General features: G+C 76.0%; 25 protein-coding genes and 1 riboswitch. Of the genes, 15 read left to right on the top strand and 10 right to left on the bottom strand.

Annotated features, from left to right (window positions below; genetic code table 11):
• Window positions 1-361: 361 nt before the first annotated feature.
• The 3 genes from ACF053_RS02570 to ACF053_RS02560 are packed head-to-tail and all read right to left on the bottom strand — an operon-like array spanning window position 362 to window position 2,210.
• Window positions 362-1,036, bottom strand: coding sequence for a DUF3618 domain-containing protein (locus tag ACF053_RS02570; protein ID WP_391952089.1), 675 nt, complete (start codon window positions 1,034-1,036; stop codon window positions 362-364).
• Window positions 1,012-1,458: a phage holin family protein gene (locus ACF053_RS02565; protein WP_107114989.1), complete on the bottom strand. Its 447-nt coding sequence runs from the start codon at window positions 1,456-1,458 to the stop codon at window positions 1,012-1,014. Before ACF053_RS02565 ends, ACF053_RS02570 begins: the two co-directional genes overlap by 25 nt.
• Entirely contained in the window at window positions 1,455-2,210 is a 756-nt protein-coding gene (locus ACF053_RS02560) for a hypothetical protein (protein WP_391952088.1), read from the bottom strand. The genes ACF053_RS02565 and ACF053_RS02560 overlap by 4 nt, the downstream gene beginning before the upstream one ends.
• Before the next feature lie 365 nt (window positions 2,211-2,575).
• Between ACF053_RS02560 and ACF053_RS02555 the strand changes: the two genes are divergently transcribed.
• Both ACF053_RS02555 and ACF053_RS02550 read left to right on the top strand, forming a co-directional pair.
• Complete coding sequence (locus ACF053_RS02555) at window positions 2,576-3,001, top strand: DUF4383 domain-containing protein (RefSeq protein WP_391952087.1); 426 nt, start codon at window positions 2,576-2,578, stop codon at window positions 2,999-3,001.
• A gap of 19 nt (window positions 3,002-3,020) precedes the next feature.
• Window positions 3,021-3,701, top strand: coding sequence for a hemerythrin domain-containing protein (locus tag ACF053_RS02550; RefSeq protein WP_391952086.1), 681 nt, complete (start codon window positions 3,021-3,023; stop codon window positions 3,699-3,701).
• A 420-nt stretch (window positions 3,702-4,121) separates the two neighbouring features.
• Here the strand turns inward: ACF053_RS02550 and ACF053_RS02545 are convergent, their stop codons facing one another.
• A complete protein-coding gene (locus ACF053_RS02545; RefSeq protein WP_391952085.1) occupies window positions 4,122-4,613 on the bottom strand; it encodes a DUF5709 domain-containing protein in 492 nt (163 codons plus the stop codon).
• A gap of 353 nt (window positions 4,614-4,966) precedes the next feature.
• Between ACF053_RS02545 and ACF053_RS02540 the strand changes: the two genes are divergently transcribed.
• The 4 genes from ACF053_RS02540 to ACF053_RS02525 all read left to right on the top strand — a co-directional run bounded on the left by ACF053_RS02540 (window position 4,967) and on the right by ACF053_RS02525 (window position 8,429).
• Complete coding sequence (locus ACF053_RS02540; RefSeq protein ID WP_391952084.1) at window positions 4,967-5,530, top strand: potassium channel family protein; 564 nt, start codon at window positions 4,967-4,969, stop codon at window positions 5,528-5,530.
• Between the two features lie 114 nt (window positions 5,531-5,644).
• Window positions 5,645-7,093, top strand: a complete 1,449-nt coding sequence (locus ACF053_RS02535) for a diacylglycerol/lipid kinase family protein (protein ID WP_391952083.1) — start codon at window positions 5,645-5,647, stop codon at window positions 7,091-7,093.
• A 118-nt stretch (window positions 7,094-7,211) separates the two neighbouring features.
• Window positions 7,212-7,439, top strand: a complete 228-nt coding sequence (locus ACF053_RS02530) for a hypervirulence associated TUDOR domain-containing protein (RefSeq protein ID WP_391952082.1) — start codon at window positions 7,212-7,214, stop codon at window positions 7,437-7,439.
• 303 nt (window positions 7,440-7,742) lie between these two features.
• On the top strand, window positions 7,743-8,429 hold the full coding sequence (locus tag ACF053_RS02525) for a hypothetical protein (protein WP_391952081.1): 687 nt from the start codon (window positions 7,743-7,745) through the stop codon (window positions 8,427-8,429).
• 307 nt (window positions 8,430-8,736) lie between these two features.
• On the opposite strand, the gene lepB is transcribed toward ACF053_RS02525, so the two are convergent.
• From lepB to ACF053_RS02510, 3 genes are all read right to left on the bottom strand, one after another.
• Entirely contained in the window at window positions 8,737-9,603 is an 867-nt protein-coding gene (gene lepB, locus ACF053_RS02520) for a signal peptidase I (protein WP_391952080.1), read from the bottom strand.
• Window positions 9,604-9,982: 379 nt separating this feature from the next.
• Window positions 9,983-11,809, bottom strand: a complete 1,827-nt coding sequence (gene asnB, locus ACF053_RS02515; RefSeq protein WP_391952079.1) for an asparagine synthase (glutamine-hydrolyzing) — start codon at window positions 11,807-11,809, stop codon at window positions 9,983-9,985.
• A 122-nt stretch (window positions 11,810-11,931) separates the two neighbouring features.
• Entirely contained in the window at window positions 11,932-13,377 is a 1,446-nt protein-coding gene (locus ACF053_RS02510) for an MFS transporter (RefSeq protein ID WP_391952078.1), read from the bottom strand.
• Window positions 13,378-14,018: 641 nt separating this feature from the next.
• Here ACF053_RS02510 and ACF053_RS02505 point away from each other — a divergent pair.
• Window positions 14,019-14,840 (top strand): tetratricopeptide repeat protein, encoded by an 822-nt coding sequence (locus ACF053_RS02505; RefSeq protein ID WP_391952077.1) that lies wholly within the window; start codon window positions 14,019-14,021, stop codon window positions 14,838-14,840.
• A 70-nt stretch (window positions 14,841-14,910) separates the two neighbouring features.
• Here the strand turns inward: ACF053_RS02505 and ACF053_RS02500 are convergent, their stop codons facing one another.
• Entirely contained in the window at window positions 14,911-15,141 is a 231-nt protein-coding gene (locus ACF053_RS02500) for a hypothetical protein (protein ID WP_391952076.1), read from the bottom strand.
• A 253-nt stretch (window positions 15,142-15,394) separates the two neighbouring features.
• Entirely contained in the window at window positions 15,395-16,207 is an 813-nt protein-coding gene (locus tag ACF053_RS02495) for an aminotransferase class IV family protein (protein ID WP_391952075.1), read from the bottom strand.
• Between the two features lie 159 nt (window positions 16,208-16,366).
• Here ACF053_RS02495 and ACF053_RS02490 point away from each other — a divergent pair, with 159 nt between their 5' ends.
• The 5 genes from ACF053_RS02490 to ACF053_RS02470 all read left to right on the top strand — a co-directional run bounded on the left by ACF053_RS02490 (window position 16,367) and on the right by ACF053_RS02470 (window position 20,604).
• Complete coding sequence (locus ACF053_RS02490; protein WP_391952074.1) at window positions 16,367-16,717, top strand: MerR family transcriptional regulator; 351 nt, start codon at window positions 16,367-16,369, stop codon at window positions 16,715-16,717.
• Between the two features lie 65 nt (window positions 16,718-16,782).
• Window positions 16,783-17,154: a cupin domain-containing protein gene (locus ACF053_RS02485; protein WP_391952073.1), complete on the top strand. Its 372-nt coding sequence runs from the start codon at window positions 16,783-16,785 to the stop codon at window positions 17,152-17,154.
• Between the two features lie 399 nt (window positions 17,155-17,553).
• Window positions 17,554-17,749: riboswitch (cobalamin riboswitch) on the top strand.
• A 34-nt stretch (window positions 17,750-17,783) separates the two neighbouring features.
• Window positions 17,784-18,818: an ABC transporter substrate-binding protein gene (locus tag ACF053_RS02480; protein WP_391952072.1), complete on the top strand. Its 1,035-nt coding sequence runs from the start codon at window positions 17,784-17,786 to the stop codon at window positions 18,816-18,818.
• Complete coding sequence (locus ACF053_RS02475) at window positions 18,815-19,828, top strand: FecCD family ABC transporter permease (protein ID WP_391952071.1); 1,014 nt, start codon at window positions 18,815-18,817, stop codon at window positions 19,826-19,828. Before ACF053_RS02480 ends, ACF053_RS02475 begins: the two co-directional genes overlap by 4 nt.
• Window positions 19,825-20,604 (top strand): ABC transporter ATP-binding protein, encoded by a 780-nt coding sequence (locus ACF053_RS02470; RefSeq protein ID WP_391952070.1) that lies wholly within the window; start codon window positions 19,825-19,827, stop codon window positions 20,602-20,604. The genes ACF053_RS02475 and ACF053_RS02470 overlap by 4 nt, the downstream gene beginning before the upstream one ends.
• 80 nt (window positions 20,605-20,684) lie before the next feature.
• Here ACF053_RS02470 and ACF053_RS02465 read toward each other — a convergent pair whose 3' ends face one another.
• Window positions 20,685-21,566: an oxygenase MpaB family protein gene (locus ACF053_RS02465; RefSeq protein ID WP_391952069.1), complete on the bottom strand. Its 882-nt coding sequence runs from the start codon at window positions 21,564-21,566 to the stop codon at window positions 20,685-20,687.
• 120 nt (window positions 21,567-21,686) lie between these two features.
• Between ACF053_RS02465 and ACF053_RS02460 the strand changes: the two genes are divergently transcribed.
• From ACF053_RS02460 to bla, 3 genes are all read left to right on the top strand, one after another.
• Window positions 21,687-22,742 carry a hypothetical protein gene (locus ACF053_RS02460; protein WP_391952068.1) on the top strand — a complete coding sequence of 352 codons (1,056 nt, stop codon included), beginning with the start codon at window positions 21,687-21,689 and terminating at the stop codon, window positions 22,740-22,742.
• A gap of 92 nt (window positions 22,743-22,834) precedes the next feature.
• Window positions 22,835-23,038, top strand: coding sequence for a hypothetical protein (locus ACF053_RS02455; protein ID WP_391952067.1), 204 nt, complete (start codon window positions 22,835-22,837; stop codon window positions 23,036-23,038).
• A gap of 159 nt (window positions 23,039-23,197) precedes the next feature.
• Entirely contained in the window at window positions 23,198-24,163 is a 966-nt protein-coding gene (gene bla, locus ACF053_RS02450; protein WP_391952066.1) for a class A beta-lactamase, read from the top strand.
• Window positions 24,164-24,396 lie beyond the last annotated feature (233 nt).

Genomic DNA, 24,396 nt, shown 5'->3' with positions numbered 1-24,396 from the left:
GGAAGCGCGGTGCCCCGGGCCGGTCGGCGTGGCCTCGGTTCGGTGGTGCGCCCGGACCGGGGGTGGCCGGCCCGGCCGGGGGTGCACCGGGGGTCGAGGGTGCGCCCCGGCCTGTGATGCGTGGCTGTGGGGCCGGGGGCGTGCCCCGGGGCCGCGGCGTGGCCCCCGGGCCCGTACGGCGTGCGCTCCGGCCCGGGCGGCGGTCCGGCGGGGCCGACGGGTCCCCGTCCACGTCCCCGTCTTCGAGACCGTCCCCGGACGGCCCGGGGGCGGGGATCCACACAGAGAAGTGCGGTGCCGGACGTCCGTCCGCCGGCACCGCACCCCTTCCCGCAACGCGGGCGTTTCCCGTGTGGCGCGATCAGCGCCCCGACTGGTCGCGTACTTCGGCGACCGTGTCCTGGCCCGCCCGGCGCAGCCCCTGGGCGGTGTCCTGCCCGGCCGTCTGCGCCTGCTCCTTGGTCGTCCCCACGGCGTCCTGCGCCGTCGACTTCACGGACTCCACGGCCTGCGTCACGGGCTCGCGCATGTCCTCCTTGACCTCCTGCGCGACCTGGGTGGCCTGCTGCTTCACCGGCCCCAGCAGCTCGTCGGAGTGTTCCCGCAGCTGCTGTCCGACGCGCTCCTCGGCGCTGGTGGCCGGCAGCAGCGCCGCGGCGAGCATGCCGGCGCCGAAGGCGATGAGGCCCGCGGCGAGCGGGCTGCCCTGCGTCTGCCGCCTGGCCTGCTCGGGAGCCTGCTGGAGGGCTTCGCCCGCCCGGCTCGTGGTCTCCTGCACGGACCGCGCGACGCTTCCGGCCGTCTGGCCCGCGCTGTCGGCGATCCCGTGTGCGGACTCCGCCATGCCGCCGGCGGTGTCGCGGGTCGTGCCCATCACACGCTCCTTCACTCCGGTGAACCGGTCGCGGGCCGAGCCCGCCTTGCGCCGTACGACCCTGCCCGGGGTCACCTTGTCGGCCAGCAGGTCCACGCTGCGGGCCAGGTGGGCCCGGCGGTACTCGACGTCGGTCCTCAGTTCCTGGGGTGTCGCGCCCATCGGGCGTCCTCCTTCAGGCTCTCCATGGTCTGCTCGGGCTTGAGGTTGACGGTGCGCATCCGCTTGCGGCCGGTCGTGTAGAGCACGGCGCCCACCACGGCCCACAGGGCGGTGACGATCAGCGCGGCCCACGCCAGGTCCATCACGTTCCCCAGCGCGAAGATCAGCGTGAGGCTGCCCAGGAGGAGCACCAGGTGGCCCGCGTATCCGGCGCCACCGAGCATGCCCATGGCCTTGCCGGCCTTGGTGGACTCCTCCTTGATCTCCGCCTTCGCCAGTTCGATCTCGTCACGGACCAGCTGCGAGACGTCCGCGCTGATGTCGCTGATCAGATCACCGATCGAGGTGTCGCTCGCGGTGGCGGGCGGCGGCTGGAGGTCGCGGACGCGCAACCGGTCGTCGTGCTCGTACAGTGCGGTCATCGCAGGCCCCCCTCACCCGGGTAGGGGGTGTTCGGGGAGGACGGCGGGACCGGGGGCACGACGGGGGGAGCCACGGGCGGAGGGGCGGGTGCGGTCGGCGTCGTCGGTGTCACCGGCGGCGATCCGGTCGGCGTCCCGAGGCCACTGGGCGGCGGCGGGTACGGGGCCGGCGTCTCCTGGAGGGCCCCCGAGGATCCGGTGGTCCCCGTCGGACCGGCCGTCCCCGACGGTCCATCGGAGGCCGAAGAGCCGGCGGCGCTGACGCCCTTGCCGGCGCGGGCGACGACGAAGCCGGCCAGCGCGGCTCCCGCGAGGAACACCCCCGGCCGACGCCGTGCGAAGTCGCGCAGGTCGTCGACGAGCCCGTCGGGCCCGCGGTCCTCCAGACGGGAGGCGACCTGGTGACCGCCGTCGGATATCTGCCGCACCACGCCGCCGACGCCGGAGTCCGGCTTGCCGTGGTCGCTCATCTCACGCAGCTCGTCGGCGAGTCGACGCACGTTGTCGGCGAGCCGCCGGGTCTGGGTGTGCGCCTGCTCCTGGAGCTGGCCCCGCAGTTCTCCGACGACGTCGCGCGCCTGCGTCGTGGCCTCGTGAGCGACACCGGCAGCCTGCTCCTTCGCGGTACCGGCGACCTCTGCGGCCTTCTCGCCGACCAGCCCGGCGCTTTCGGCCGCCTTGTCCTGTGCCGTACGCGCTGCCGCGCGGGGCGCGCTGTCCTCGCGGCGCCCTGGCTCTTCGAAGCCGCTCATGAATCCTCCCGAAATGGAATGGATTGGGTTGCGTTCCACCTCCGCGTACCCGAATCCGGGCGAGCCATCGGTACGAACTGCCACCGGTTCCGCGCACCGGGCGAGAGCCGGGGACAAACCGGGCCGAAACCGAAAGCGGTCCGCCCGGGCCGGGCGGAAACCGCTCGGCGGAAGAGCCGACGTCCCACCGGAGAGCAGGCCGGCGAGGTCTTCGGAGCGGAAACGGAATCCGATCCCGGGCAGTCGGCCTAGCCGTGTTCGCGGGGGGTAATCGGCGAGGTGAACTGAACGCCGGGCGGCGCCGCGCCCCCGCGGAGTCCCGGCAGAGAGGCGGTTCGATCATGATGGCTACGCACCGTGCGCCGATGACGGCTCGCTCCCGCGTCCAGCAGGCCGCGCTCCTGGTGGGGGCGGTGTTCCTGCTGCTGGGCATCCTGGGGTTCATCCCCGGTGTCACCACGGACTACGACTCGCTCAAGTTCGCCTCGCACGACTCCACCGCGAAGCTGTTGGGCGTCTTCCAGGTGTCGATCCTGCACAACATCGTGCACCTGCTGTTCGGCGTCGCGGGCATCCTCATGTCCCGCGCGGCCTCCACCGCCCGCACGTACCTGATCGGCGGAGGGGTGATCTACCTGGTGCTGTGGCTGTACGGGCTGATCATCGACCACGACAGCAGCGCGAACTTCGTGCCGGTCAACAACGCCGACAACTGGCTGCACCTGGTGCTCGGCCTCGCCATGATCGCCCTGGGCGTCGCCCTGACCCGCCGTTCCCGGACCGACCTGTGATGACCGAGGTGACCCGTACATGACCCTGTCGATCGCGGAGCAGAGCGTCGAGCAGCTCGGCGGCGAGGCGAGCGTCCTGGCGCGTCAGCGCCGGGACCACGCCGAACTCGAACGCCTGATGCGACGGTACGAATCGGGCGGCGCATCGTCCGACGAGCGGCAGCGCGTCCTCCGTGACCTCGTCCAGCTCACCTTCAGCCACGCCTTCGCCGAGGAGACCGTGCTGTGGCCCGCGCTGCGCCGCCTCGCACCCGACGGCGAGGCGCTGACCGCGCGGGTCGAGGACGAGCACCAACGGATCAACGACCTCGTCACCGAGATGGAGCGGATCGGCGCGGACGACCCGCTCCACGACGAACTCGCCGCCGAGGCGTTCGCCCTGATCCGGCAGGACATCCGCGACGAGGAGGACCTCCTCCTGCCCCGCCTGCAGGAACTCCTCGACCGGGCCAGGCTGCGCCGGCTCGGCTCGGCCTGGGAGACCGTGCGCCGCACCGCTCCCACCCGGCCGCACCCCGCCGTGCCGCGCAGGCCCCCGGGCAACGCCCTCCTCGGCGTACCGCTGAGCGCCTTCGACCGGGCGCGCGAGCTGCTGCCCGCCGGCGTCGGCTCCCCGGCCGGCAGGAGGTTCGCCGTGGCGGCGGTCTGCCTGGGCGCCGCCTGGGCCCTCACCCGCGCCGCCCGCCGGCGCCACCGCTGATCGCGCCGCCCGTCCGCGCCCGCCGACCCGCCGGACCCGGCTCGCGCGGCACGTACCCGTGCGGCAGGCGCACGTACGGCTCGTCTCCCTACGGCGAGCAGGACGGGCACCGCGATCGGCACCACCCACCCACCAGGCAACAACCCACCAGGCCTACCCGGGGGACACCACCACCCTTGGGGCCTGTCTTGCGGATCGTGCCGGGCTCGCGGCGTCCGGCACCGCGCCTCGCCGCGTCGTCTCGGTCGCCCGTGCTCCGCAGTGACTCCCTCCTCCGCCTTCGCGAGCCACAGCACCGGACGCCGCTCCCTGATCCGGCCCGATCCACACCCGACAGGCTCCAGGCCGGACGCCCGGGGCCGCCACGCACGGGGAGTGCGGGGCGGCCCCGGGCGTCAGGTGCACGGGCCGGCGTGGCGGTCAGCGGGTCCGGTCGTCGTCCGGCTCCACGGCGGGGCCGTCCTCCACGACGTGCATCGCGGCCTCCTCGGCGCCGGCGGCTCCCGCGTCGATGCCCTGGTCCTCAGCGATGAGCTCCTTGGTGGTGTCCGGGCGCGCGCCCTCGTCGGGCGCGGTCAGCCGACCGGCGCGCGCACCGCCCGCCTCGGGGTCCACCAGCTCGCCGTCGCCACCCGGCAGGTCGCCCAGGCCGTCACCCGGCTGCGGCTCCACGTCCGGGACCTCCTGCTCCAGGCGCTGGTCAAGCGTCTCGCCCTCGCGCTGCTCGGCCGCCGTCGTCCCGTGCTTGGTGACGCCGAGCGGCCGCTCCGGGGGTGAGTACCCCTCGTCCAGCATGTCGTCGTACGTCCGCTCGTCCACAGCGTCCTGGAGGTCGAGCGGCGCCCCGTCCTCCTGCTCCTCGTTGGTACCGGTGGGCTGGTAGACGTCGTCCGCCATCTGGTCGTCACCCATGTCGCCTCCTCCTTGCTCGGGTCGCGCAGCGGTGTGCCCGCGTCACCCGGGTTTCCTCGAAAGGCCAGATCAACCCCGTTCCGGGAGGGACGCCCGGGGCCGTACGGCATCAGGGTGGCGGGATCGGGTGGTGGGTCGGGCGGTGGTCCGGGGCGGGTCGGGGCGGTGGTCACGCGGGGCGACCGGGTGGCCGGACCTGCGACACGCGCCACCCTGCCCTCCGGCCCGGCGGCACCGACCTAGGGTGGGCTGCCGCCCGCCCACGCGGCCGCGGCCGCGGCGCCTCGGCCCGGCCGCCCGGCCGCCCGGATGGCTGCGGCGGCGCACGGCGTGGTCGGCGAGGAGGTGGCACGGTGGACCGACGGCAGCTGCCGGGGAGCCGCCCGCCCGTGGGCGCCCTGGTACGGCCGGCGCTGGTGGTGGGCGGGTTCCTGGCCGCGTACTACACGCTGCCGTTGGACGGCGGTTCCGGCGCCGCCGGCGTGGTGGCCCTGGGGGCCGGTCTCGTGGCCGTGGTGGCGCTCTTCGCCTGGCACCTGCGCGCCGCCGCCACCTCGCGGCACCCCGTGCTGCGGGCGGTCGAGGCGGTCGGCAGCACCGTGGCCCTCCTGCTGCTGCTCTTCTCCGCCTCGTACCACGTGATGGAGCTCGCGCGGTCCGGCAGCTTCACGGAGCACCTGAGCCGCACGGACGCGCTCTACTACACGCTGACCGTCTTCAGCACGGTCGGCCTGGGGGACATCACGCCGGTGTCACCCCGGGCCCGGGTGCTCACCATGGTGCAGATGGTGGCCGGTCTGGTCTTCGTCGCCCTCGCGGGACGGCTCGCCGTGCACGCCGCGCGCGGCGGGGTGCGGCGCCGTCCCGGCCCGGCGACCGCCACCCCTCCGGACGGCGTGCCGCGACCACCCGACTGAGGTGGCCGCTTTGCCCTCCCCACCGGCCCCGGGCCGGCGGTGACGGGCCGTTCGACCTGGGCGGGGCCGGCGGGGGGCCTCCTACGATGTCCGGGGCCGTGAGAAGGAGGGCGCATGGGCGTCGGGTGGGACGCGTACGGGCGGGCCGGACGCGCACAGCGGTGGTCGGCGCGGCTCGCGCTGGCCGCCGCCGCGCTGGCGGCGTTGCTGCCTCTGCTCCAGGGGGGCCTCGGCGGGATCCTGTTGCTGCTCTGCGCGGCGGCCGCCACCGCCGTCGGGGCCGCCGCCGTCTGGTGGGCGCTGACGACGCGCGGTACCGCCCGCGCGGCCGCCGCGGCGCTGGCGGTGGCCGCGCCGCTCGCCGTCGTCGGCCTGTTCGCGGTGGCAGGGATGCTGCGGACGGTCGTCGTGTGCCTCGCCCTGTGGTCGCTGGCCGTCTGGGCCGGGCGGTACGCGCTGCGCAGCACCGGGCTGCGGCCGCCGCGGGTCCGGGAGCACCGCACCCCGCCGCCCCGCCGGCCCGTCGTCTTCATGAACCCGCGGTCCGGTGGTGGCAAGGTGGAGCGGCTGGGGCTCCGGGTGACGGCCGAGCGGCTCGGCGCCCGCGTCGTGCTGCTCGACCACGAAGCGCACCAGGACGTCGCCGCGTTGGCGCGCGAGGCCCTGGCACAGGGCGCGGACCTGCTGGGCGTGGCGGGCGGCGACGGCACGCAGGCGCTGGTGGCGGGCGTGGCCGCCGAGCACGGCGTGCCGCTGCTGGTCGTCCCGGCGGGGACCCGCAACCACTTCGCGATGGACCTCGGCCTCGACCGTGACGACCCGGCGGCCTGTCTCGACGCGCTCCGCGACGGCGTCGAACTGCGTGTGGACCTCGGGTTCGCCGGCGACCGGCCCTTCGTCAACAACGTCTCCTTCGGCGTCTACGCGGCGGTCGTGCAGAGCCCCGCGTACCGCGACGACAAGGTCGGTACCGTGCTCGACATGCTGCCCGACCTCCTCACCGGGGAGGGCGGGCCGCGGCTGACCGCCCACGCGGGTGACACCGTCCTGACCGACCCGCAGGCGCTGCTCGTCAGCAACAACCCCTACCGCAGGGACGACCCGTTCGGCCTGGGCCGCCGCGAGCGCCTGGACGCCGGGACGCTCGGTGTCCTCGGCGTGCGGGTGGACGGGCCCGTCGCGGCCGCCGGGCTGCTGCTGGACCCACAGGGCAGCGGCATCACGGTGACCACCGCCCGGGAGGTCGTCGTGCACGCCGGGATCCCGGGCGCCGCGACCGGCGCCGCGAGCGGGACCGGCGCCGCGAGCGAGACCGGGCCCGAGCCCCGGCCCGAGGCCGGGACCGCATCCGGAATCGAGGCGGGGGTCGACGGCGAGGCCCTGGTACTGCCCTCCCCGGTGCGCTGCCGGACCGCGCCCGGCGCGCTGCGGGTCCGCGTACCGCGCCACCGGCCCGGCGTCCCCGAGGCACAGCCCCCGCTCGACTGGCGCCGCCTGCGCAAGCTCGCCGCCGCGGTGGGCCGCACGGCGGCGGGACGCCCCGGCCCCGTCCCGCCACGGTGACGGGGCGCCCGCCCCGGCCCGCGCCCGCCCGAGGTGCGGACGCCGGGGGAGCGGCGGAAGCTGGGGGACGCGGCCCCGGCGCGGCCCGCGCCGAGCGCACCCCGCGGAAGGAAGGCCCATGGCGAAGGACGACGGCCTGAGCAAGGGCGACGAGGTCACCTGGCGCAGCCACGGACAGACCGTCCCCGGCAAGGTCAAGAAGAAGATCACGAAGCGGACGGAGGCGTCGGGCCGCACCGTCGACGCCTCGAAGGACGACCCGCAGTACGAGGTGGAGAGCGAGAAGTCCGGCCGCACCGCGGTGCACCGCCCCGACGCCCTGCACAAGAAGCGCCGCAGGTCCTGACCCACCCGGCACACCGCCCGGAACCCGGTACACCGCCCGGAACCGGCCCCCGGTGCACCGCGCGGCTCCGGCCCGGGGCACCGCCCGGGGGCAGCCCGAGGCGGCACGGCCCGGAACCCACCCGGCACACCGCCCGGAACCCGGTACACCGCCCGGAACCGGCCCCCGGTGCACCGCGCGGCTCCGGCCCGGGGCAGCACCCGAGGTCGGGAGCGGAGCACCGGACCGGAACCGTCCCGGTCCCGCCGGCGTCACTGGTGGGGTCCGCCGCCTCGGGCGGGCCCCACCATCGGGAGGACCGAGATGAACCGGACGCGCGTCGTACGAGCGTGTTCCGCGGCCGCCGCCGTGCTGACCCTCGTGGCGGTGACGGGCTGCCAGGACGAACCGCGCCCGGCGCCCGACACCTCCCGGTCCCGGGCAGCCGCGCCGCCGGCCCCGTCCGCGACGCAGCCGGCGGCCTCCGCCTCCCCGGATGCGCCCCCGTCCCGGGCGGCCCCCTCGTCCCCGGCGTCGGGGGACGGCCGGCGCTCGCTCGTCGACGCGCGCGTGGCGGGCGGCCTGCACAAGCTGACCGGCGCGGGGGCCCTGCGGGACGTCCCCGTCGACCCGGGGGAGATGCGTGACGGGATGACGCTGGTCGCCGGCCACTACCGCGCCCCCGGCGAGCAGGGACCGCCCGTCCTCTTCGAGGGCGTCGACGGCGTGCCCGAGGACACCGCCGTACGCCGCGAGCACCTGTTCCGGGGCATGCTGGAACACCTCCGGTGGGAGCCGGAGTCGGGGCAGCCCCTCGCCGAGCCGCTGGACCCGGGGCCGTTGGGCGGCTCGGTCGAGTGCCTGCTCGCCTCCCTCGGCGAGGACGGCGACGTCGTCTGCGGATGGGCCGACGAGGGCACCGCGGCGGTGGCCCTCTTCCGCGGCAGTACCCCCGCCGCCGCGGGGAAGCTCTTCGTCCGGATGCGCGCCGACCTGGAACGTCGCGGCTGACCACCCGCCGGCCCGGCCGGCCCGTGCGGACACAGCCCTCCCGGCTGACCACCCGCCGGCCCGGCCCCGCGGAGCCGGCCGCCCCCGACGACACCCGCAGCCCGCCGTCGTCACCGACCCACAGGACCCGGCACCCCCGGCCCGTCCCGGCGGGCGGGCCCACATCCCCTGGAGCCGTCGGCACAGCAGCGCACGGACGAGGTCCTGCCCCGTCGCCCCCCGGTGCCCGGCGCCCCGCGGCCACCCGCCGCACGGCTCCGTCCGGCCGAGCGGCTCACCGCCCACCCCCCGCCCCCGAGACGACCGGTCAGTCGCGCGGTGCGTCAGGCCCCTTGAACGTGTCCGGTATCGGGAGGGGGGCCCAGCGGGAGACGGGCCAGGCGACGGCGAAGGCCCGGCCCACCACGTTCTCCACGGGGACGAAACCGCCGCCCGGCTCGTGGACGTGGGCGCGCGAGTCCCGGGAGTCGTCGCGGTGGTCGCCCATCACCCACAGGTGGCCGGCGGGCACGGTGACCGTGCCCACGGGAGCGTCGTCGCACGGCGTGGCACCCGGATGGAGGTACGGCTCGTCGAGGGCGGCGCCGTTGACCCGCAGCGGCCGGCCGCGCTCGCACGTCACGGTGTCACCCGCCACGGCGATCACCCGCTTGATCAGGTTCCGTTCGTCCGGCGGGGCCGTCAGCCCCACGAAGCCCAGGGCCGTCCGTACCCCGTGCACCAGGGCGCCGTCCGTCTCGTGCGGCTCCTCGGGGAGCCAGCCGCCGGGATCGCGGAAGACCACGACCTGCCCCCGCTGCGGCGTCCAGCCGAACCACGGGGTGAACTTGTCCACCAGGACCCGGTCGTCCAGCCGCAGGGTGTTCTCCATCGACCCCGAGGGGATGGAGAAGGGCTGCACCCCGAACGTCTTGATCCCGAGCGACAGGAGGAGGGCGACACCGACCAGGACCGGTAACTCCTTCCACCACGGCCGCCGCGCCCCGCTCCCGCGCCGACGCCGGCCGCCCGGGACACCCCCGGCCGCCGCTCCCGCTCCGCCGCCGGTGCCGCCTCCCTCACCACCGGTACCGCCGGCCCCGCCTGCCGCACCACCGGTACCGCTCTCGCCGCCCTGGGCGTGCGTGCCGCCGCTCCCGTGGTCCGCTGCCTTCTCGTGCTCGGCGGTGGTCATCGCCGGCCCCCCGTCTGGTCGTCTCCGGGGGCCGTGACCAACACCCCGTTCTCTACACGTCCCAGGGCGAACGGGAGTTCCCCTCCGGGCCGTCGACCACTCCGCGGGGTGGCAGGAGGTGTTCCTCACGGTCGTGGGCGCGCCCCGGGGGGGGGGGGGGGGGGCCCGCCCGCCGCGCGGGGGCCCCGCACTGGGCGAGGGCCCGCGGGGGGGGGTGGCGCCCCCCCCCGACGGCGACGACCCCCACCACGCCCCCGCGCGGGGGGGGGCCCCCCCGGGGCCCCCCCCCCCCCCGGGGGGGGGGGGGGGGGGGCCCCCCCGGGGGGGCCCGGCGGGGGGGGGGGGGGGGGGGGCCCACGACCGGAGACCGGGGAACCCGTCAGAGGGCGAGCTCCGGCTTGTAGTGGTCCAGCCACAGCGCGAGGTCCACGACCCGCTCCAGGCGCAGGCGGTGGCCCCACTCCAGCTGTTCGGCCGGGGTGTCGAGGCACGGCTTGACGAGCCGCTCGTCGGCCAGCATGCGGACCTGCTCCAGGGACATGGCGTCGCGGGCCATCGCCTGCAGGCCGCGGTTGTAGTCGGGGTGGTGGGTGGCCGGGTAGTGGTTCTTGGGCCGGTACAGCACCGAGTCCGGCGCGTATCCGGCGCCCGCCGCCCTCAGCAGGCTCTTCTCCCGGCCGTCGAAGCTCTTCAGCGACCAGGGGGTGGTGAACGCGTACTCCACCAGGCGGTGGTCGCAGTACGGGACGCGCACCTCCAGGCCCTGCGCCATGCTCAGCCGGTCCTTGCGGTGCAGGAGCTGGCGCAGCCACCGCGTGAGCGAGACGTGCTGCATCACGCGCTGGCGGTGCTCGGCCGGCGTCTCGTCGCCGAGGTGCGGGACGGCGTCGAGGGCGGCGCGGTAGGTGTTCTCGCGGAACTCCGTGAGTCCCAGGCGCAGGTCCGGGTTCATCGGCATCGCGGCCTCGTCCCCGGTGACGAGCAGCCAGGGGAAGGTCTCCGCGGCCAGCGCCTTCGGGTTGTGGAACCACGGGTAGCCGCCGAAGACCTCGTCGGCCGCCTCACCGGAGAGGGCCACGGTCGAGTGCTTGCGGATCTCGCCGAAGAGCAGGTACAGCGAGGTGTCCATGTCGCCGACGCCGATCGGCGAGTCACGGGCGACGACGACGGCCTTGCGGTGCTCGGGGTCGAGGAGCGCCCGCGGGTCGAGGATCACGGTGCTGTGGTCGGTCCCGATGAACGCGCCCGCCTCGTTGGCGAACGGCGTGTCGTGCCCGGTGCGCAGCACGTCGCCGGTGAACTCCTCCGCCTGGTCGCTGTAGTCGACCGCGTACGAGCGGATGCGGGCGTCCTCGCCCTCGCGCCGGCGCAGCTCGTCGGCGAGGAGGCCGGTGAGGACGGTGGAGTCCAGACCGCCGGACATCAGGCTGCACAGGGGGACGTCGGCCTCCAGCTGGCTGCGGGCGGCCGCGCCGACCAGCTCGCGCACCCGCTCGACGGTGGCGTCCTGGTCGTCGCCGTGCGGGTGGGCCCGCAGTTCCCAGTAGCGGCGCTCGCGGACGCCGCCCCGGTCCAGGACGAGGATCCCGCCCGGCTCGACCTCCCGGACTCCGGACCACACGGTGGGGCCGGTGTTGAACAGCAGGCTGTACGCCTCCCGCAGGCCGTCGGCGTCGACGCGGGGCCGGATCTCGGGGTGGGCGAAGAGGGCCTTGGGCTCGGACCCGAAGGCCAGGCCCCCGTCGACGGCGGCCCAGAACAGCGGCTTGACGCCGAGCCGGTCACGCACCAGGACCAGCCGCTGCTCGCGCTCGTCCCAGATGCCGAAGGCGAACATGCCCTCCAGGTGGTCGGCCATCCCCTCGCCCCACTGGGCGTAGGCGCGGAGCACGACCTCGGTGTCGCTGCGGGTGTGGAAGGTGTGGCCGAGGCCGCGCAGCTCCGCGCGGAGCTCGTGGTGGTTGTAGACCTCGCCGCTGTAGGTGAGGACGGTGGTCGGGTCCTGCGGCCGGTCCAGCATCGGCTGGACGCCGCCGGCGATGTCGATGACGGCCAGGCGCCGGTGTCCGATGGCGGCGTGCTCGCCGGTCCAGACACCTCCCGCGTCGGGCCCGCGGGGGGTGAGGGTGGCGGTCATGGCCTCGATGACGGGCTTCTCACGCCGGGCGTCGCGGTGGAAGGAGACGTAGCCGGTGATTCCACACATGGGGGGTGACTCCTGGTTCTGGGGCGTTCAGGGGTACTCGTGGGGTCGGAGCATCGGGGATCGTGGGCGGAGGCGGGCCTGGCATCAGGGGCCGGGGCACCGGGGGGTCGGGGGCGGCATGCTCAGGGGCGCGCGGCGGGCGCCGCGCCGGAGGCCGGGTCGGCCTCCGACCCTCCCTGGGGACTGGCCTTGGGATCGGGTGAGGAGGCGGATCGGCCTCCCCGTACGGAGATGAGGGGGACGGCGGCGCAGGCGGCGACGGCGGCCAGGACGAGCCCGGCGCGGACGCCGCCCTCCGCGCCGGCCAGGCCCCAGGCCGCGGTGGCCAGGGCCGGCCCCACGGTGAAGCCCGCGCTGCGCGACAGCTGCATCGTCGACGCGATGGTGGCGGTCCGCTCCCGGGGGGCGGAGCTCATGACGAGCGCTTGCGTCGGGCCGCCGTTGAGGCCCATGCCGACGCCCGCCAGCGCCAGCCGCCACGCCATGTCCGGCAGGGTCCAGCCGTCGCCCAGGGGAACGAGGAGGAGCAGCCCGGCGGCGGTGAGGCAGGCGCCGACGACCGCCACGGGCCGGGCACCGTAGCGGTCGGCGAGGCGTCCGCCGACGGGCCCCGCCACGCCCATGCCGAGCGGGAACGCCAGCAGGGCCAGTCCCGTCGCGGTGGCGCTGAAGCCGCTGTCCCGCTGGAGGTGCAGGGCGGTGACGTAGTGCATGGCGGCGAAGGCCGCCGCGAGCGCCAGGACGGCGCCGTGCGCCGGGTAGGAGCGGGACGCGCTGATCGCGGCGGTCACGGGGCGGCCGCTCGGGCCGCGCGCCCACCACCACAGCGGCGGCAACGCGGCGAGGGCGAGCAGCAGCCATGCCCGGTCGTCGTAGGCGAGGGTCAGCGACAGCAGGAGGAACGTCACGCCGGAGGCGACCAGCACCGTGTCGGCGAGCGCCCTGCGGTCGAGCGCGCGCAGCCGCCCGTCCTTCGGCATGGCCCGCCACGCCACGAAGAGCGCGAGCAGACAGAACGGGATCTTGACCAGGAACACGGCCCGCCAGCCCAGGTGGTCCAGGAGCAGTCCGCCCACCGCCGGGCCGGTCACCGCGCCGAGGGGGCCGAGCGTCGCCGGGACGCTCATGGCCCGACCGCGTGCCTCGGGCCGCACGGAGCGGATCGCCAGGACCGGCATGAGCACGAACAGTACGGCGCCGAACGCCCCCTGGGCGATGCGCGCCGCGATCAGCCAGGACGCCCAAGGGGCGAGTGCGGCCAGCGCGCTGCAGAGGGCGAAGCCACCGGCCGACACGAGCAGCGCGGATCGCGTGCCCACGCCGTCGAGCCACCGCCCGACGGGCAGCAGCAGCGCCACCACCGGTAGTTGGTAACCGAGGACGGCCCACTGCGCCGTCGCGGCCGACACGTCCAGGCTCTCCGATATCGCCGCCAGGGCGATGTTGACGATGTTCATGTCGAGCATCGCCACGAACGACAGCATGCCCGCCACGGCCACCAGGAGCCAGCGATCGCCGGGTTCCGGTATGTGACCGGGCGCTTCCGAACCCGCACGGTGCTCTGACACCCTCGGCCCTCCCCCATCTGTCCGGGCCGCCGGACGACGGCCCCATCTCAGGAGTCGGGGGAGAACCGGAGGGAGTTCCCGGCGCTCCACGGAAATTCCGTGACGTCCGAAAACCATGGGTCGGACGGCTCAACTCGAAGGTGGGCCGGGTCGGTTGCCTTCGGTATGGGGGTCAGCAGCGGCGCAGGCCGTGCGCGGACGGGTCGGCGTCGAGAGAGGACGGCGTGTGCACCGCGGAGGCGGGAACGAAACCGGAGGTTCCGCGGTCGTCACCGTTGGTCGTGTACCAGGTGTGGTTGCCGCCCGCGTGCAGGCAGCCCGGCGTCCAGGAGTCGAACCGGCTGTAGGTGGCGCGGAGTGTCCACCCGCCGGCTGTCCGTTCGGTCCGGGTGGCTGCGGATCGAGGCCGTGGCCGGTTCCGTGGCAGGATGATCGCCGCCGCCCGGCCCGCACCCACGCGGGACCGCACCAGCGGACGCACCACCGGCGCGCACGCCGGCCCGCCCCGCGGGCATCGCCGGTGTCCGCCGACGCGGACGGCGGCACGCGCGGACCGTGGCGCGGGGGTGGTGGCGCGCCGGACGGTGGCACGCAGGGTGGACGGACGCGAGCGCCGGCTCGGGGGAAGGACGCGCGGGGACATGGACGACGGCGGCGACGCGTACCGCAAGGCCGGCTACGACCTGAGCCACGGCATGTGGCTGGAGAAGGACGGGGACGCCGAGGGCGCGCGGGTCGCCTACCAACGAGCCGTCGACTCCGGGTGTCCCGGGCCCGCGGCGATGGCCGCGACCAACCTCGGTGCCCTGCTCGCCACCCACGGTGACCCCGACGGCGCCGTCACCGCCTACCGGGCGGCCGTCGACTCCGGCCATCCGGACGCCGCCCCGCTGGCCGCCACCAACCTCGGCTCCCTCCTGCACCGGCGCGGGGACACCGACGGCGCACGGGCCGCCTACCGCGCGGCCGTCGACTCCGGCCACCCCGACGCCGCTCCCCGGGCCGCCGCCCTGCTGGGCAACCTGCTGGTCGGACTGGGCGACATGGACGGCGCCCGTGAGGCGCTGCGCACGGCGATGGACTCCGGCCACCCCGAGGAGGCTCCGGGCGCCGCGTTCGCGCTTGGTTACGTCCTCAAGCGGCAGGGGCACCTGGAGGAGGCGCGGGCGGCGTACCAGCGGGCGATCGACTCCGGCCACCCCGAGGCGGGCTCCATGTCCGCCGCGAACCTCGGCTTCCTGCTGAAGGAGCAGGGCGACGTCGAGGGCGCCCGGGCCGCCTACCGGCGGGCCGTCGACTTCGGCCACCGGGACCTCGCCCCGCGTGCCGCCCTCGACCTCGGTCTCCTGCTGGCCGCGCACGGCGACGTCGAGGGGGCCCGGGCGGCGCTCGGTACGGCTGTCGACTCCGGCCACCCGTACGCCGCCGGGCAGGCGCGCCGGCTCCTGGCGGACCTCGGCTGACGGGCCGCCGCCCGGCTGCCTGTCGGTCCGTCAAGCGGGCTGCCCGAGGCCGCCGACCGGCGCGCGTCCGTCAGGCCCGCCCGCCGCCCGGCGAGGTGAGGGTGGTGAGGTCCTCCGCGGTCCCCACGGCTGCGGACACCGGCTCGGTGAGGCGGTCGGCGGCGGTGGTGCGTGCCGACAGCCCCAGCCCGTCGGGCGAGTCGGCCTGGACCGGGACCACCGGTCCGAGCATGAGCCCGCCGCCCATGGCCAGGACGGCCGCGACCCGCCGTCCACCGACCCGCATACTGCTGCCTGTCACCTGGGGAACTCCTCTCCGGACGCCGCCCGCACGGCGGCTGGTCAGTCGGTGAGGCTCCCACCCGCGGCCCGCCGGCGTCCGCGTTTCCGCACCGCCGTCGCCCGGATGGATGTACGGACGTCGGTACGGGCCCTGCCGCGCGCTCCTCGTGCGCGCCAGTGCCGCCCCGGCGCACGCGCCGGGGCGCGGTGCGCGCGCCCCGGGCTGCCCGAACGGGCGCCGCACGGGTGGCGACCGCTCGGATGACGGACCGTCAGGGAGCGGTGGGTGGTTCGGACGCGTACGCGCGGTGGAGGAGGTCCACGAAGGACGGGGCCGCCGGCAGTTCCACGGCGCCGATCCGGTGGACCGGGACGCCCGGCGTCCACGAGTTCATGACGACGGCCCCGGCCAGCGCGGGCAGGTCGGCGGCGGTGACCTCCTGCCGGCGCTGCGGGACGCCGAGCCGACGCAGGGCGCGCCGCAGCACGCCCATCGTCGTGCCGTGCAGCATGTCGGCCACGGGCCACACCACCGACGTGCCGTCCCAGAACGCCAGGTTCCAGATCGTCGCCTCGCTGAGCCGGCCCCGCCGGTCGAGGAAGAGGGCGTCGTCGAAGCCCTGTGCGGCGGCCCGGCGGAGCAGGTGCGTCTTGGCCGGTTCGCCCACGTGCTTGACCGTCGGCAGGAAGCGCTCGTGCGTCACCGGCACCAGCGACAGCGGGCCGGCGGGTCCGTGTGCCGGCGGCCCGGTACGGACCAGCAGCGCGGGCGTCTCGTCCGGGTCGGCGACGGTGAACTCGCCCGCGGGGGAGTGGACCGTGGCGGTCAGCGAGACGTCCGCGGGCCCCGCCTCCAGGGCGGTCCGCAGGTGGGACCGGACCGTCGCGTCGGGCAGCGCCCTGCCGAACAGCTCCAGGGAAGCCGACCGCAGCCGTTCCAGATGGAGGTCGAGGCCGCGGATCCGACCGCCGCGCACCTGGGCGGCGGTGAAGTGCGCGTACCCGGCGAAGGCGAGCGGCGCCAGCTCCGCGGCGGTCGAGGCGCGGCCGTCGCGGTGCACGGCGAACGCCGTCGTGGACGTCATGGATCACTCCTGGTCTGTGAGGGGTGTGAGGGGTGTGAGGGGTGGGGGAGAGGGGGCGGTGGGGGCAGGGGTGCGGGACCGGCGGTGGAATTCCCGCGGCCCGAGCCGACGTTAGGGCTTCACACTGGTGCGAAGGTCAAGGCGGGGAAGGCAGGGGCCATGCTGATCGGGGAGCTGTCCCGGCGGACCGGAGTGGGCACGCGGCTGTTGCGCTACTACGAGGCGCAGGGGCTGCTCACCTCGGTCCGGCGCGGCAACGGGTACCGCGACTACGACGAGGACGCCGTGCCCACCGTCCGGCAGGTGCGCGCGCTGCTCGCCGCCGGGCTCTCCACGGAGGTGATCCGCACGGTCCTGCCCTGCGCCCGGGGTGAGGGGCCGGGTCTGGGCTTCGACTGGTGCGCCGGGATCCGGGACGTCCTGCACGGCGAGCTGGCGGCCGCGGACGCACGCATCGACGCCCTCCGCCGCAGCCGCGGCACGCTCGCCGGCTACCTGGAGCACCCCTGACGCACCGCGCGGCGTAGCCTGGAGGAGTACTCGGGGACCGATCCTCTCCCGGGGAGGCGGACGACATGACAGCCATCGTCAGCAGGAACTTCGACGCCGCCGATGAGACCCGTCCCTTCGAGGACGGCAAGGGCAGGCTGGACCTGATCACCACCGGGCAGGGACCCGTCGGACGCGCCGTCTTCGAACCCGGCTGGCGGTGGACCGAGCACGTCAGGCCGCTCGCCGGTACCGACAGCTGCCAGGCGTCGCACACCGGCTACGTGGTCAGCGGCCGGATGCGGATCGTCATGGACGGCGGCGGTGAGAGCGCCGAGGTGGGGCCCGGCGACTTCTTCACGGTCGAGCCCGGCCACGACGCCTGGGTGCTGGGGGACGAACCCTGCGTCGCCCTGGACTGGACGGGCTTCGGCGACTACGCCCGGTCCGCCGACTGACCTCCCACCCGCCGGCGCCCACCCGCTGGCACCCACCCGTCGGTGTCCGGCCCGATGGCACCTACCCGTCGGTGTCCGGCCCGATGGCACCTGTCTGCCGCCGTCCGGCCCACTGGACCCGTCTGCCGCCGTCCGGCCCGCTGGCACCTGCCCGTCGGTGTCCGGCCCGCTGAGCGCACCCGCCCGCCGACGCCCGCCCGCCGACGCCCGCCCGCACCCGGATCCGATCCCGCCGTCGCCCGCCGTCGCCCGCCGACGCCCGCCCGCGGATCGCCCATCGTGCCCGCCCGCGCCGGCCCGCGCCCGCCCCCCGCCGGGTCGCGCCGGCGCACGTCGGCCGACGCCCGTCGGCACCCCCGGCCGCGGGCCGGCCCGGTCGGTCCCGCTCTGCGACCACCGTGTTACCTTGCCGTGGCCAGTCGAACTCAGTACCTGCGGTACCTGGGTCAGGGAATCCGGTGTGAATCCGGAACTGACGCGCAGCGGTGAGGGTGACGGGCGCGGCAGCACGAGCCACTGGGCACCGACCGGCCCGGGAAGGCGCCGCGTCCGGTCGACCCCGAGTCCGAAGACCTGCTGGCGCCCGTTACGGACGGCCCCGCGCATGGGCCACGAACCGAGGACGCCCCGTGCCCCTGCCACGCCAGCACCGCCTGCCCGCCGCCCTGCTCTGCGGCGCCCTGCTGCTCACCGGATGCGCCGGCGGCGCATCCGGCCCGTCCGCGTCCGCCTCCGGCGCGGCGGCCCGCTCCCTCGACAACTGCGGGCGTCAGGTGGAGGTCCACGGCGGCGGTCCCCGCCGGGCCGTGTCCCTGAACCAGGGCACCACCGAGACGCTGCTCTCCCTCGGCCTGGCCGACCGCATGGCCGGCACCGCCACCTGGACCGACCCGGTGATGAAGGGGCTGGAGAAGGAGAACGCCCGCGTCCGGCGGCTGGCGGAGAACAACCCCTCGTTCGAGCGGGTCCTCGACACCGAACCGGACTTCGTCGCCGCCTCCTTCGCCTCCACCCTCGGCACCGGCGGCGTCGCGACCCGCGACCAGTTCGAGAAGCTGGGCGTTCCGACGTACCTCTCCCCGGCGGACTGCGCGGGCAAGGACAACTCCGGCGGCGGTGACGGCGTGCGGACCGCGCCGCTCACCATGGAGACCATCCACCGGGAGGTGCGCGACCTCGCCCGCGTCTTCGGCGTCGAGGAACGCGGCGAGCAGCTCGTCGAGCGGCTCGACGCCCGCACCGCCGCGGCGAAGAAGGGCCTCGACGAGTCGGACGTCACCCTCATGTACTGGTTCGCCAACGCCGAGTCCCCGTACATGGCGGGCTGCTGCGGCGCGCCCGGCATCATCACCCGCACGCTCGGCGCGAAGAACGTCCTCGACGACACCACCGAGGAGTGGCCGCAGGTCAGTTGGGAGACCGTGGCCGACCGGGACCCCGACGTGCTCGTCATCGGCGACCTCACCCGCCGGTCGCAGACCGCGGAGAGCGCGAGCAAGAAGATCGCGTTCCTGGAGTCGAACCCGGTCACCAGGAACATGGAGGCCGTCAAGCACAAGCGGTACGTGCTGCTCAGCGGCCAGGCCATGAACCCGACGATCCGCACCGTGGAGGGGATCGAGCAGGTCGCCGCCGCGATCCGCCGGTTCGGGTTGTCCCGGTGACCGCCGCCCTGCTGCGCTCGGCGGCGGGGCTCGCGGTGCTCGCCGTCTCCGTCGCCCTCACCATCACCGTCGGCCCCGCCGACCTCGGCGTCGCCGACGTGTGGTCCGTCGTCGCCTCGCACCTCGGCGGCGCCCCCTCCGGGCTGTCCCCGATCCGCGACGGCATCGTGTGGAACCTGCGGCTGCCCCGCACCCTGCTGGCCGCCGTGTGCGGGGCCGGGCTCGCCGTGTGCGGCGCCGTCATGCAGTCGCTGCTGCGCAACCCGCTCGCCGACCCCTTCGTCCTCGGCGTCTCCTCCGGCGCCTCCACCGGCGCCGTGCTCGTCGTGGTCCTCGGCGCGGGTGGCGGCGCGCTGTCGCTCTCCGCGGGTGCCTTCGCCGGCGCGGTCTGCTCCTTCGCCCTGATGTTGCTGCTGAGCCACGTCCTGGGCGGCACCACCGACCGGGTCGTCCTCTCCGGTGTCGCCGCGATGCAGCTCTTCTCCGCGCTGACCTCCTTCGTCGTCGTCACCTCCGCCGACGCGGAGACCACCCGCGGCGTGCTGTTCTGGCTGCTCGGCTCGCTCGGCGGCGCCGGCTGGGACGACGTGTGGCTGTGCGCGGCCGTCCTCGCCGCGTGCCTCGCCGTCTGTCTGGCCCACGGCAGGACCCTCGACGCGTTCGCCTTCGGGCAGGACGCCGCGGCGTCCCTCGGCGTGCACGTCGGCCGCACCCGCCTCGTCCTGCTGTGCGCCACCGCGCTCCTCACCGCCGCCCTGGTCAGCGCGGCCGGCGCGATCGGCTTCGTCGGCCTGGTGCTGCCCCACGCCGCCCGGGCCATCGTCGGCCCCGGGCACGCCCGGCTGCTGCCCGCCACCGCCCTGGGCGGGGCCGTCTTCCTGGTGTGGATCGACACCCTCGCCCGTACCGTCCTCGAACCCCAGGAGGTGCCGGTGGGCGTCATGACGTCCCTGCTGGGCGTACCGGCCTTCGTCCTCGTGCTGTACCGGACCCGGAGGGCCGCCCGGTGACCCTCGCAGCCGACCGCGTCACCCGCACCGCCGGGGGCCGGCTGATCCTCGACGGCGTCAGCCTCGCCCCCGAGCCCGGCGGCGTCACCGGGCTCCTCGGGCCCAACGGCTCCGGCAAGTCCACGCTGCTGCGGCTGCTCGCCGGGGTCCTCGCGCCCGCATCGGGCGTCGTCACCCTCGACGGGCTGCCGCTGCCCGCCCTGCGCCGCAGGGACGTCGCCCGGCGCGTCGCCGTCGTGGAGCAGCAGTCGGACACCCTCGTCGAGTTGACCGTCGCCGACGTCGTCCGCCTCGGCCGCATCCCGCACCGCCGCGCCTGGACGCCGCCCGTGCCCGCCGACGAGGAAGCCGTGCGGACGGCTCTGGAACGCACCGGCCTCACCGACCGGGCGCACCAGTCGTGGCACACCCTGTCCGGCGGGGAGAGGCAGCGCGTCCAGATCGCCCGGGCACTCGCGCAGGAACCGAGGGAGCTCCTCCTCGACGAGCCGACCAACCACCTCGACATCCAGCACCAGCTCGACCTGCTGGACCTCGTCGCCGCCCTGCCCGTCACCAGCGTCGTCGCCCTGCACGACCTCAACCTCGCGGCGATGTACTGCGACCGGGTCGCCGTCCTCGCCCACGGCCGGGTCGTGGCCGCCGGCACGCCCGGCGAGGTACTGACCGAGGCGCTCGTCGCCGACGTCTACGGGGTGCGCGCCGAGATCACCGTCCCGGCGGACGGCGACCGCCCCCACGTCCGCGTCCTCGGCACCCTCACGCGCGGCCGCTGAGCGGCCCCCGGTGGCGAGCTGCCGCTCATGGGCGGTCGATCACGGGCCGCCGGTCACGAGCGGTGGTCACGAGCGGTGGGTCAGGGGACGTCGGCGGCGGGTGGACGCGGGGGCAGCGCCCAGCGGATCGTCCCGACCACGGCCCGGCCCGAGGCGCGCACGGCGGTCCGCTCCAGCAGCGGCAGGGACGGCAGGCCGAGCGGAGCGCGTGCCCACGGCGGCAGGAGCGACACGGCGTTCACCGCCAGCAGCGCGTACGGCGCCCGGGCGGCCCACGGCAGCGGCGGGTGCAGGAGCAGGAACCGGGCCGCCTCCCGCGCCTCCTCCGAAGCGGTCAGCTCCGGCCGGTACGCGGCCATCCGCTCGGCCAGCGCCGCCCGGCTCCGCGGCGGGTCCGGCACGCCCAGCGCGGCGGCCACGCGCGCCGTGTCGGCGACGTACGCGTCGCAGCCGTCCGGGTCCAGCGGGTGGGCCCCGTAGCACTGGTGCGCGGTGAGGAAGCTGTCCACCTCGGCGACGTGGACCCACTCCAGCAGGTGCGGATCCGCGGCGTGGTAGGCGGCGCCCCCGGTGGTCCGCCCGCGTACCGCCTCGTGCACTGCCCGCACCCGGTCGACCGCCCGCTGGGCGTCCCGCGCGGTGCCGTACGTCGTGACCGCCAGGAAGGTGCTGGTGCGCTGGAGCCGCCCCCACGGGTCCCCCCGGTAGCCGGAGTGGGCCGCCACCGCCGCCATGGCGAGCGGGTGCAGGGACTGGAGCAGCAGCGCCCGCAGCCCGCCGACGAACATCGAGGCGTCGCCGTGGACGGTTCGCACCGGGCGGTCCGGACCGAACCAGCGCGGCCCCGGCGTGCCGTGGATCCGCGCGCGGTTGGCCTCGCCCTCAGGCCCCGCGACGCGGGTGAAGAGGGCGCGACCGAGTCTCTCCCGCCCGCCCACGAGCCCGGGCACGCAGACGTTCATGCGTCAAGTATCCAACTTTCCGCCTCCACCCGAGGTGCGGCGGGGGCTCACCCGAGCGGCGGAGGGGACTCGTCCCAGCAGGTGACGCCGCGCTGCCGCGGTCGATGCGACGGTCGGTGCATGATCGTTGGGGCAGGGAAGACGGGGGCGCCCCGGCGCCCGTGGGGGCCGCGCCGGGTGGCCCGGGCCACGATGGTGTGGGCGGTGCTGTACGCCGGTTTCGGCCTGGCGTGCGCGCTGAGCGGGACGCCGCCGCTCCACCTGGGCAGCGACCCGGGACCCTCGGCGCTGGGCTGGGGGGTCGCGGGGGTGGGGGCGCTGGCGGCCCTGACCTGTGGCGCGGTGACGCGGTACGGACCGCGGCCTGCGACGCGGGTGCTGCTGTGGGTGCTCTGCGTGCCGGCCGGGACGGCCGCCTTCGGCCTGCTGATGGACGTCATCACCCTGGTGTTCGGTCAGGGGGTGGACAACGGCGTGGCCGCGGCGCACCACGCGCTGGCGGCGGCCGGAGTCCTGCTGCTCGCGGCCACTGCCCGGTCCCGGCCCGTCCGCCGCGTGCCCGACGCGGCCGTCGCACGGGCCCCTTCCGCCGCCTCGGGGCCGGTCCAGCTCGCCGCCTGTGCCGGGACGATGGCGTTTCTCCCCTACGCGGCGATGAAGCTCGTCTGGGCGTCCGGCGGCACCTTCGCCGGGATGACCGGCGAGGAGATGCGCGCCGTCTCCCGGCGCAACGGTGCGTCAGGAGCATGGCTCACCCTGGAGTCCTGGGGCCTGGACGCCACCGTGCTGCTGGCCGCGCTCGGCACCTTCCTGCTGTGGGGCCTGGTCCGTCCGTGGGGCCAGGTCTTCCCGCGCTGGACGCTGTGGCTGCGCGACCGCCGCGTCCCCCGCTGGCTCCTCCTGGCCCCGGCCTTGACGGGCGCCGCCACCCTGGCTCCGTACGGGGTCTTCGGTGTCGGCTACGTGGCCCTTGCCACGGCCGGCGTGGTGACGATACGGCGGGGCGACTTCCACTCCTCGAGTGATGCGCTGCTGGTCGCCTGGATCGGCATGACCGCGTTCGCCGTCTACGGAGCCGCACTGACTGTCGCTGCCCGCTCGTACTGGCTCAGGACCCCTTCTCGTCCGACACGATCCACGGCCGCGGTGCACGCTGCCCCGCGACCCGAGCAGTGAGCACACATGCCGACGGTCACCTGATCGACGACTTCCGTCAGGGCGCCCGACGGGGCGGATTGGGTCGGCGCACCACGAGGAACACGAACCCCATGGAATCCACGGACAAGCACGAGCAGCAGCCGCGAACCGCCACCGAGGAGGTCCTGCACGAGTTCGAGGAGGCGGAACTCCGTCTCGACGACGGGCAGGCGGACGAGGACGACGGCGAGGCCGCCGACTCCCTGACCCCCAGCCCGACCGCCCAGGAGTCGGTCCGCCCGGACCACGGGGGTCGCCCCGACGCCGGTTCCTGACCACGCCGGGGCGGGCGCCGGGCACGGTGCCCGCCCCGGCGCCGGCCGGGCGCGCCTTGGACGGGCGGGGGCCGCAGGGCGGAAAGTGGTGGGCGACGCCGGGCGACGGGCCCCGGCACCCGCGGTCACGCCGCTCCCGACCCCGTGGAGGCCCACCCGATGACACCCCGATCCCGCCCGCGCAGGCGCCCGGGCGCCGCCCGGACGGCCGGCCTCCTCGCCCTCGCCGTCCTCCTTCCGGCGTGCGGACCGGGTGCGGCGGGCGATCACGCCCCCGCCGCCACGCCCACCCCCGCCCGCACGTCCGCGGCCCCCGGGTCGCCGGGCGCCGCGGCGGCCACCGCCGACCGCGCGTTCCGCGACCTCCAGCGCCGGTTCGACGCGCGCCTCGGCGTCCACGCGGTCGACACCGGCACCGGGCGCGAGGTCGCCTTCCGGGCCGACGACCGGTTCGCGTACGCCTCGACGTTCAAGGCGCTGGCCGTCGGCGCCCTCCTGCGCGAACGGGGACTCGACGGCCTCGACGAGGTGGTCCGCTACTCGCGGGACGACCTGGTCGGCCACTCGCCCGCCACCGAGGGCGCCGTCGGGACCGGGATGAGCCTGCGCGACCTCTGCGCCGCCGCCCTGCGGTACAGCGACAACACGGCGGCCAACCTCCTCTTCGACGCCCTCGGCGGCCCCGAGGGCCTGGAGCGGAAGCTGAAGGCCCTGGGGGACGACGTGATCGAGATGAACCGTCGCGAGACCGACCTCAGCGAAGGCAGGCCGGGCGACGTCCGCGACACCAGTACCCCGCGCGCCATGGCCCGCGACCTGCGGGCCTTCCTGCTCGGCGACGCGCTGGGGCCCGCCGAACGCGCACAGCTGCGGACGTGGATGGCGACCAACACCACCGGCGCCACCCTCGTGCGCGCCGGGGTGCCCGCCGGCTGGGCGGTCGCCGACAAGAGCGGCACCGCCGGGTACGGCGGGCGCAACGACATCGCGGTGGTGTGGCCGGCCGGCGGCCGCGCCCCCCTGGTCATCGCCGTCATGTCCAGCCGCGACCGGAAGGGCGCGGAACGCCGCGACGAGCTCGTCGCCCAGGCGGCGGCCGCGGCCGTGCGGGCCCTCGGGCGGTGACCGGTGCCCGCACGGCCCCCGCCGGCGACCGCCGTGAGGGGCGGTCCCGGCCGCATACAGGACCGCTCCTTCACACACACGGGGAACCCCGGGCCGGCCACCTCGGGGCGGCGGCCGCCCCGGGCCGGCGGGCACGGCCGGGTACCCCGGACCGACGGGCGCCCGGCCCGGTCACCCCGGACCGGGCGGCGTACGCACCGGGGTGGGTACGCCACCCCTGCCGCCCCCGACGC

It is taken from the genome of Streptomyces kanasensis (genome assembly GCF_043077165.1).
Lineage (GTDB): Bacteria > Actinomycetota > Actinomycetes > Streptomycetales > Streptomycetaceae > Streptomyces > Streptomyces changanensis.
The sequence above is the reverse complement of the archived record's forward strand: the minus strand, read 5'-3'. Positions and strand labels throughout refer to the sequence as shown.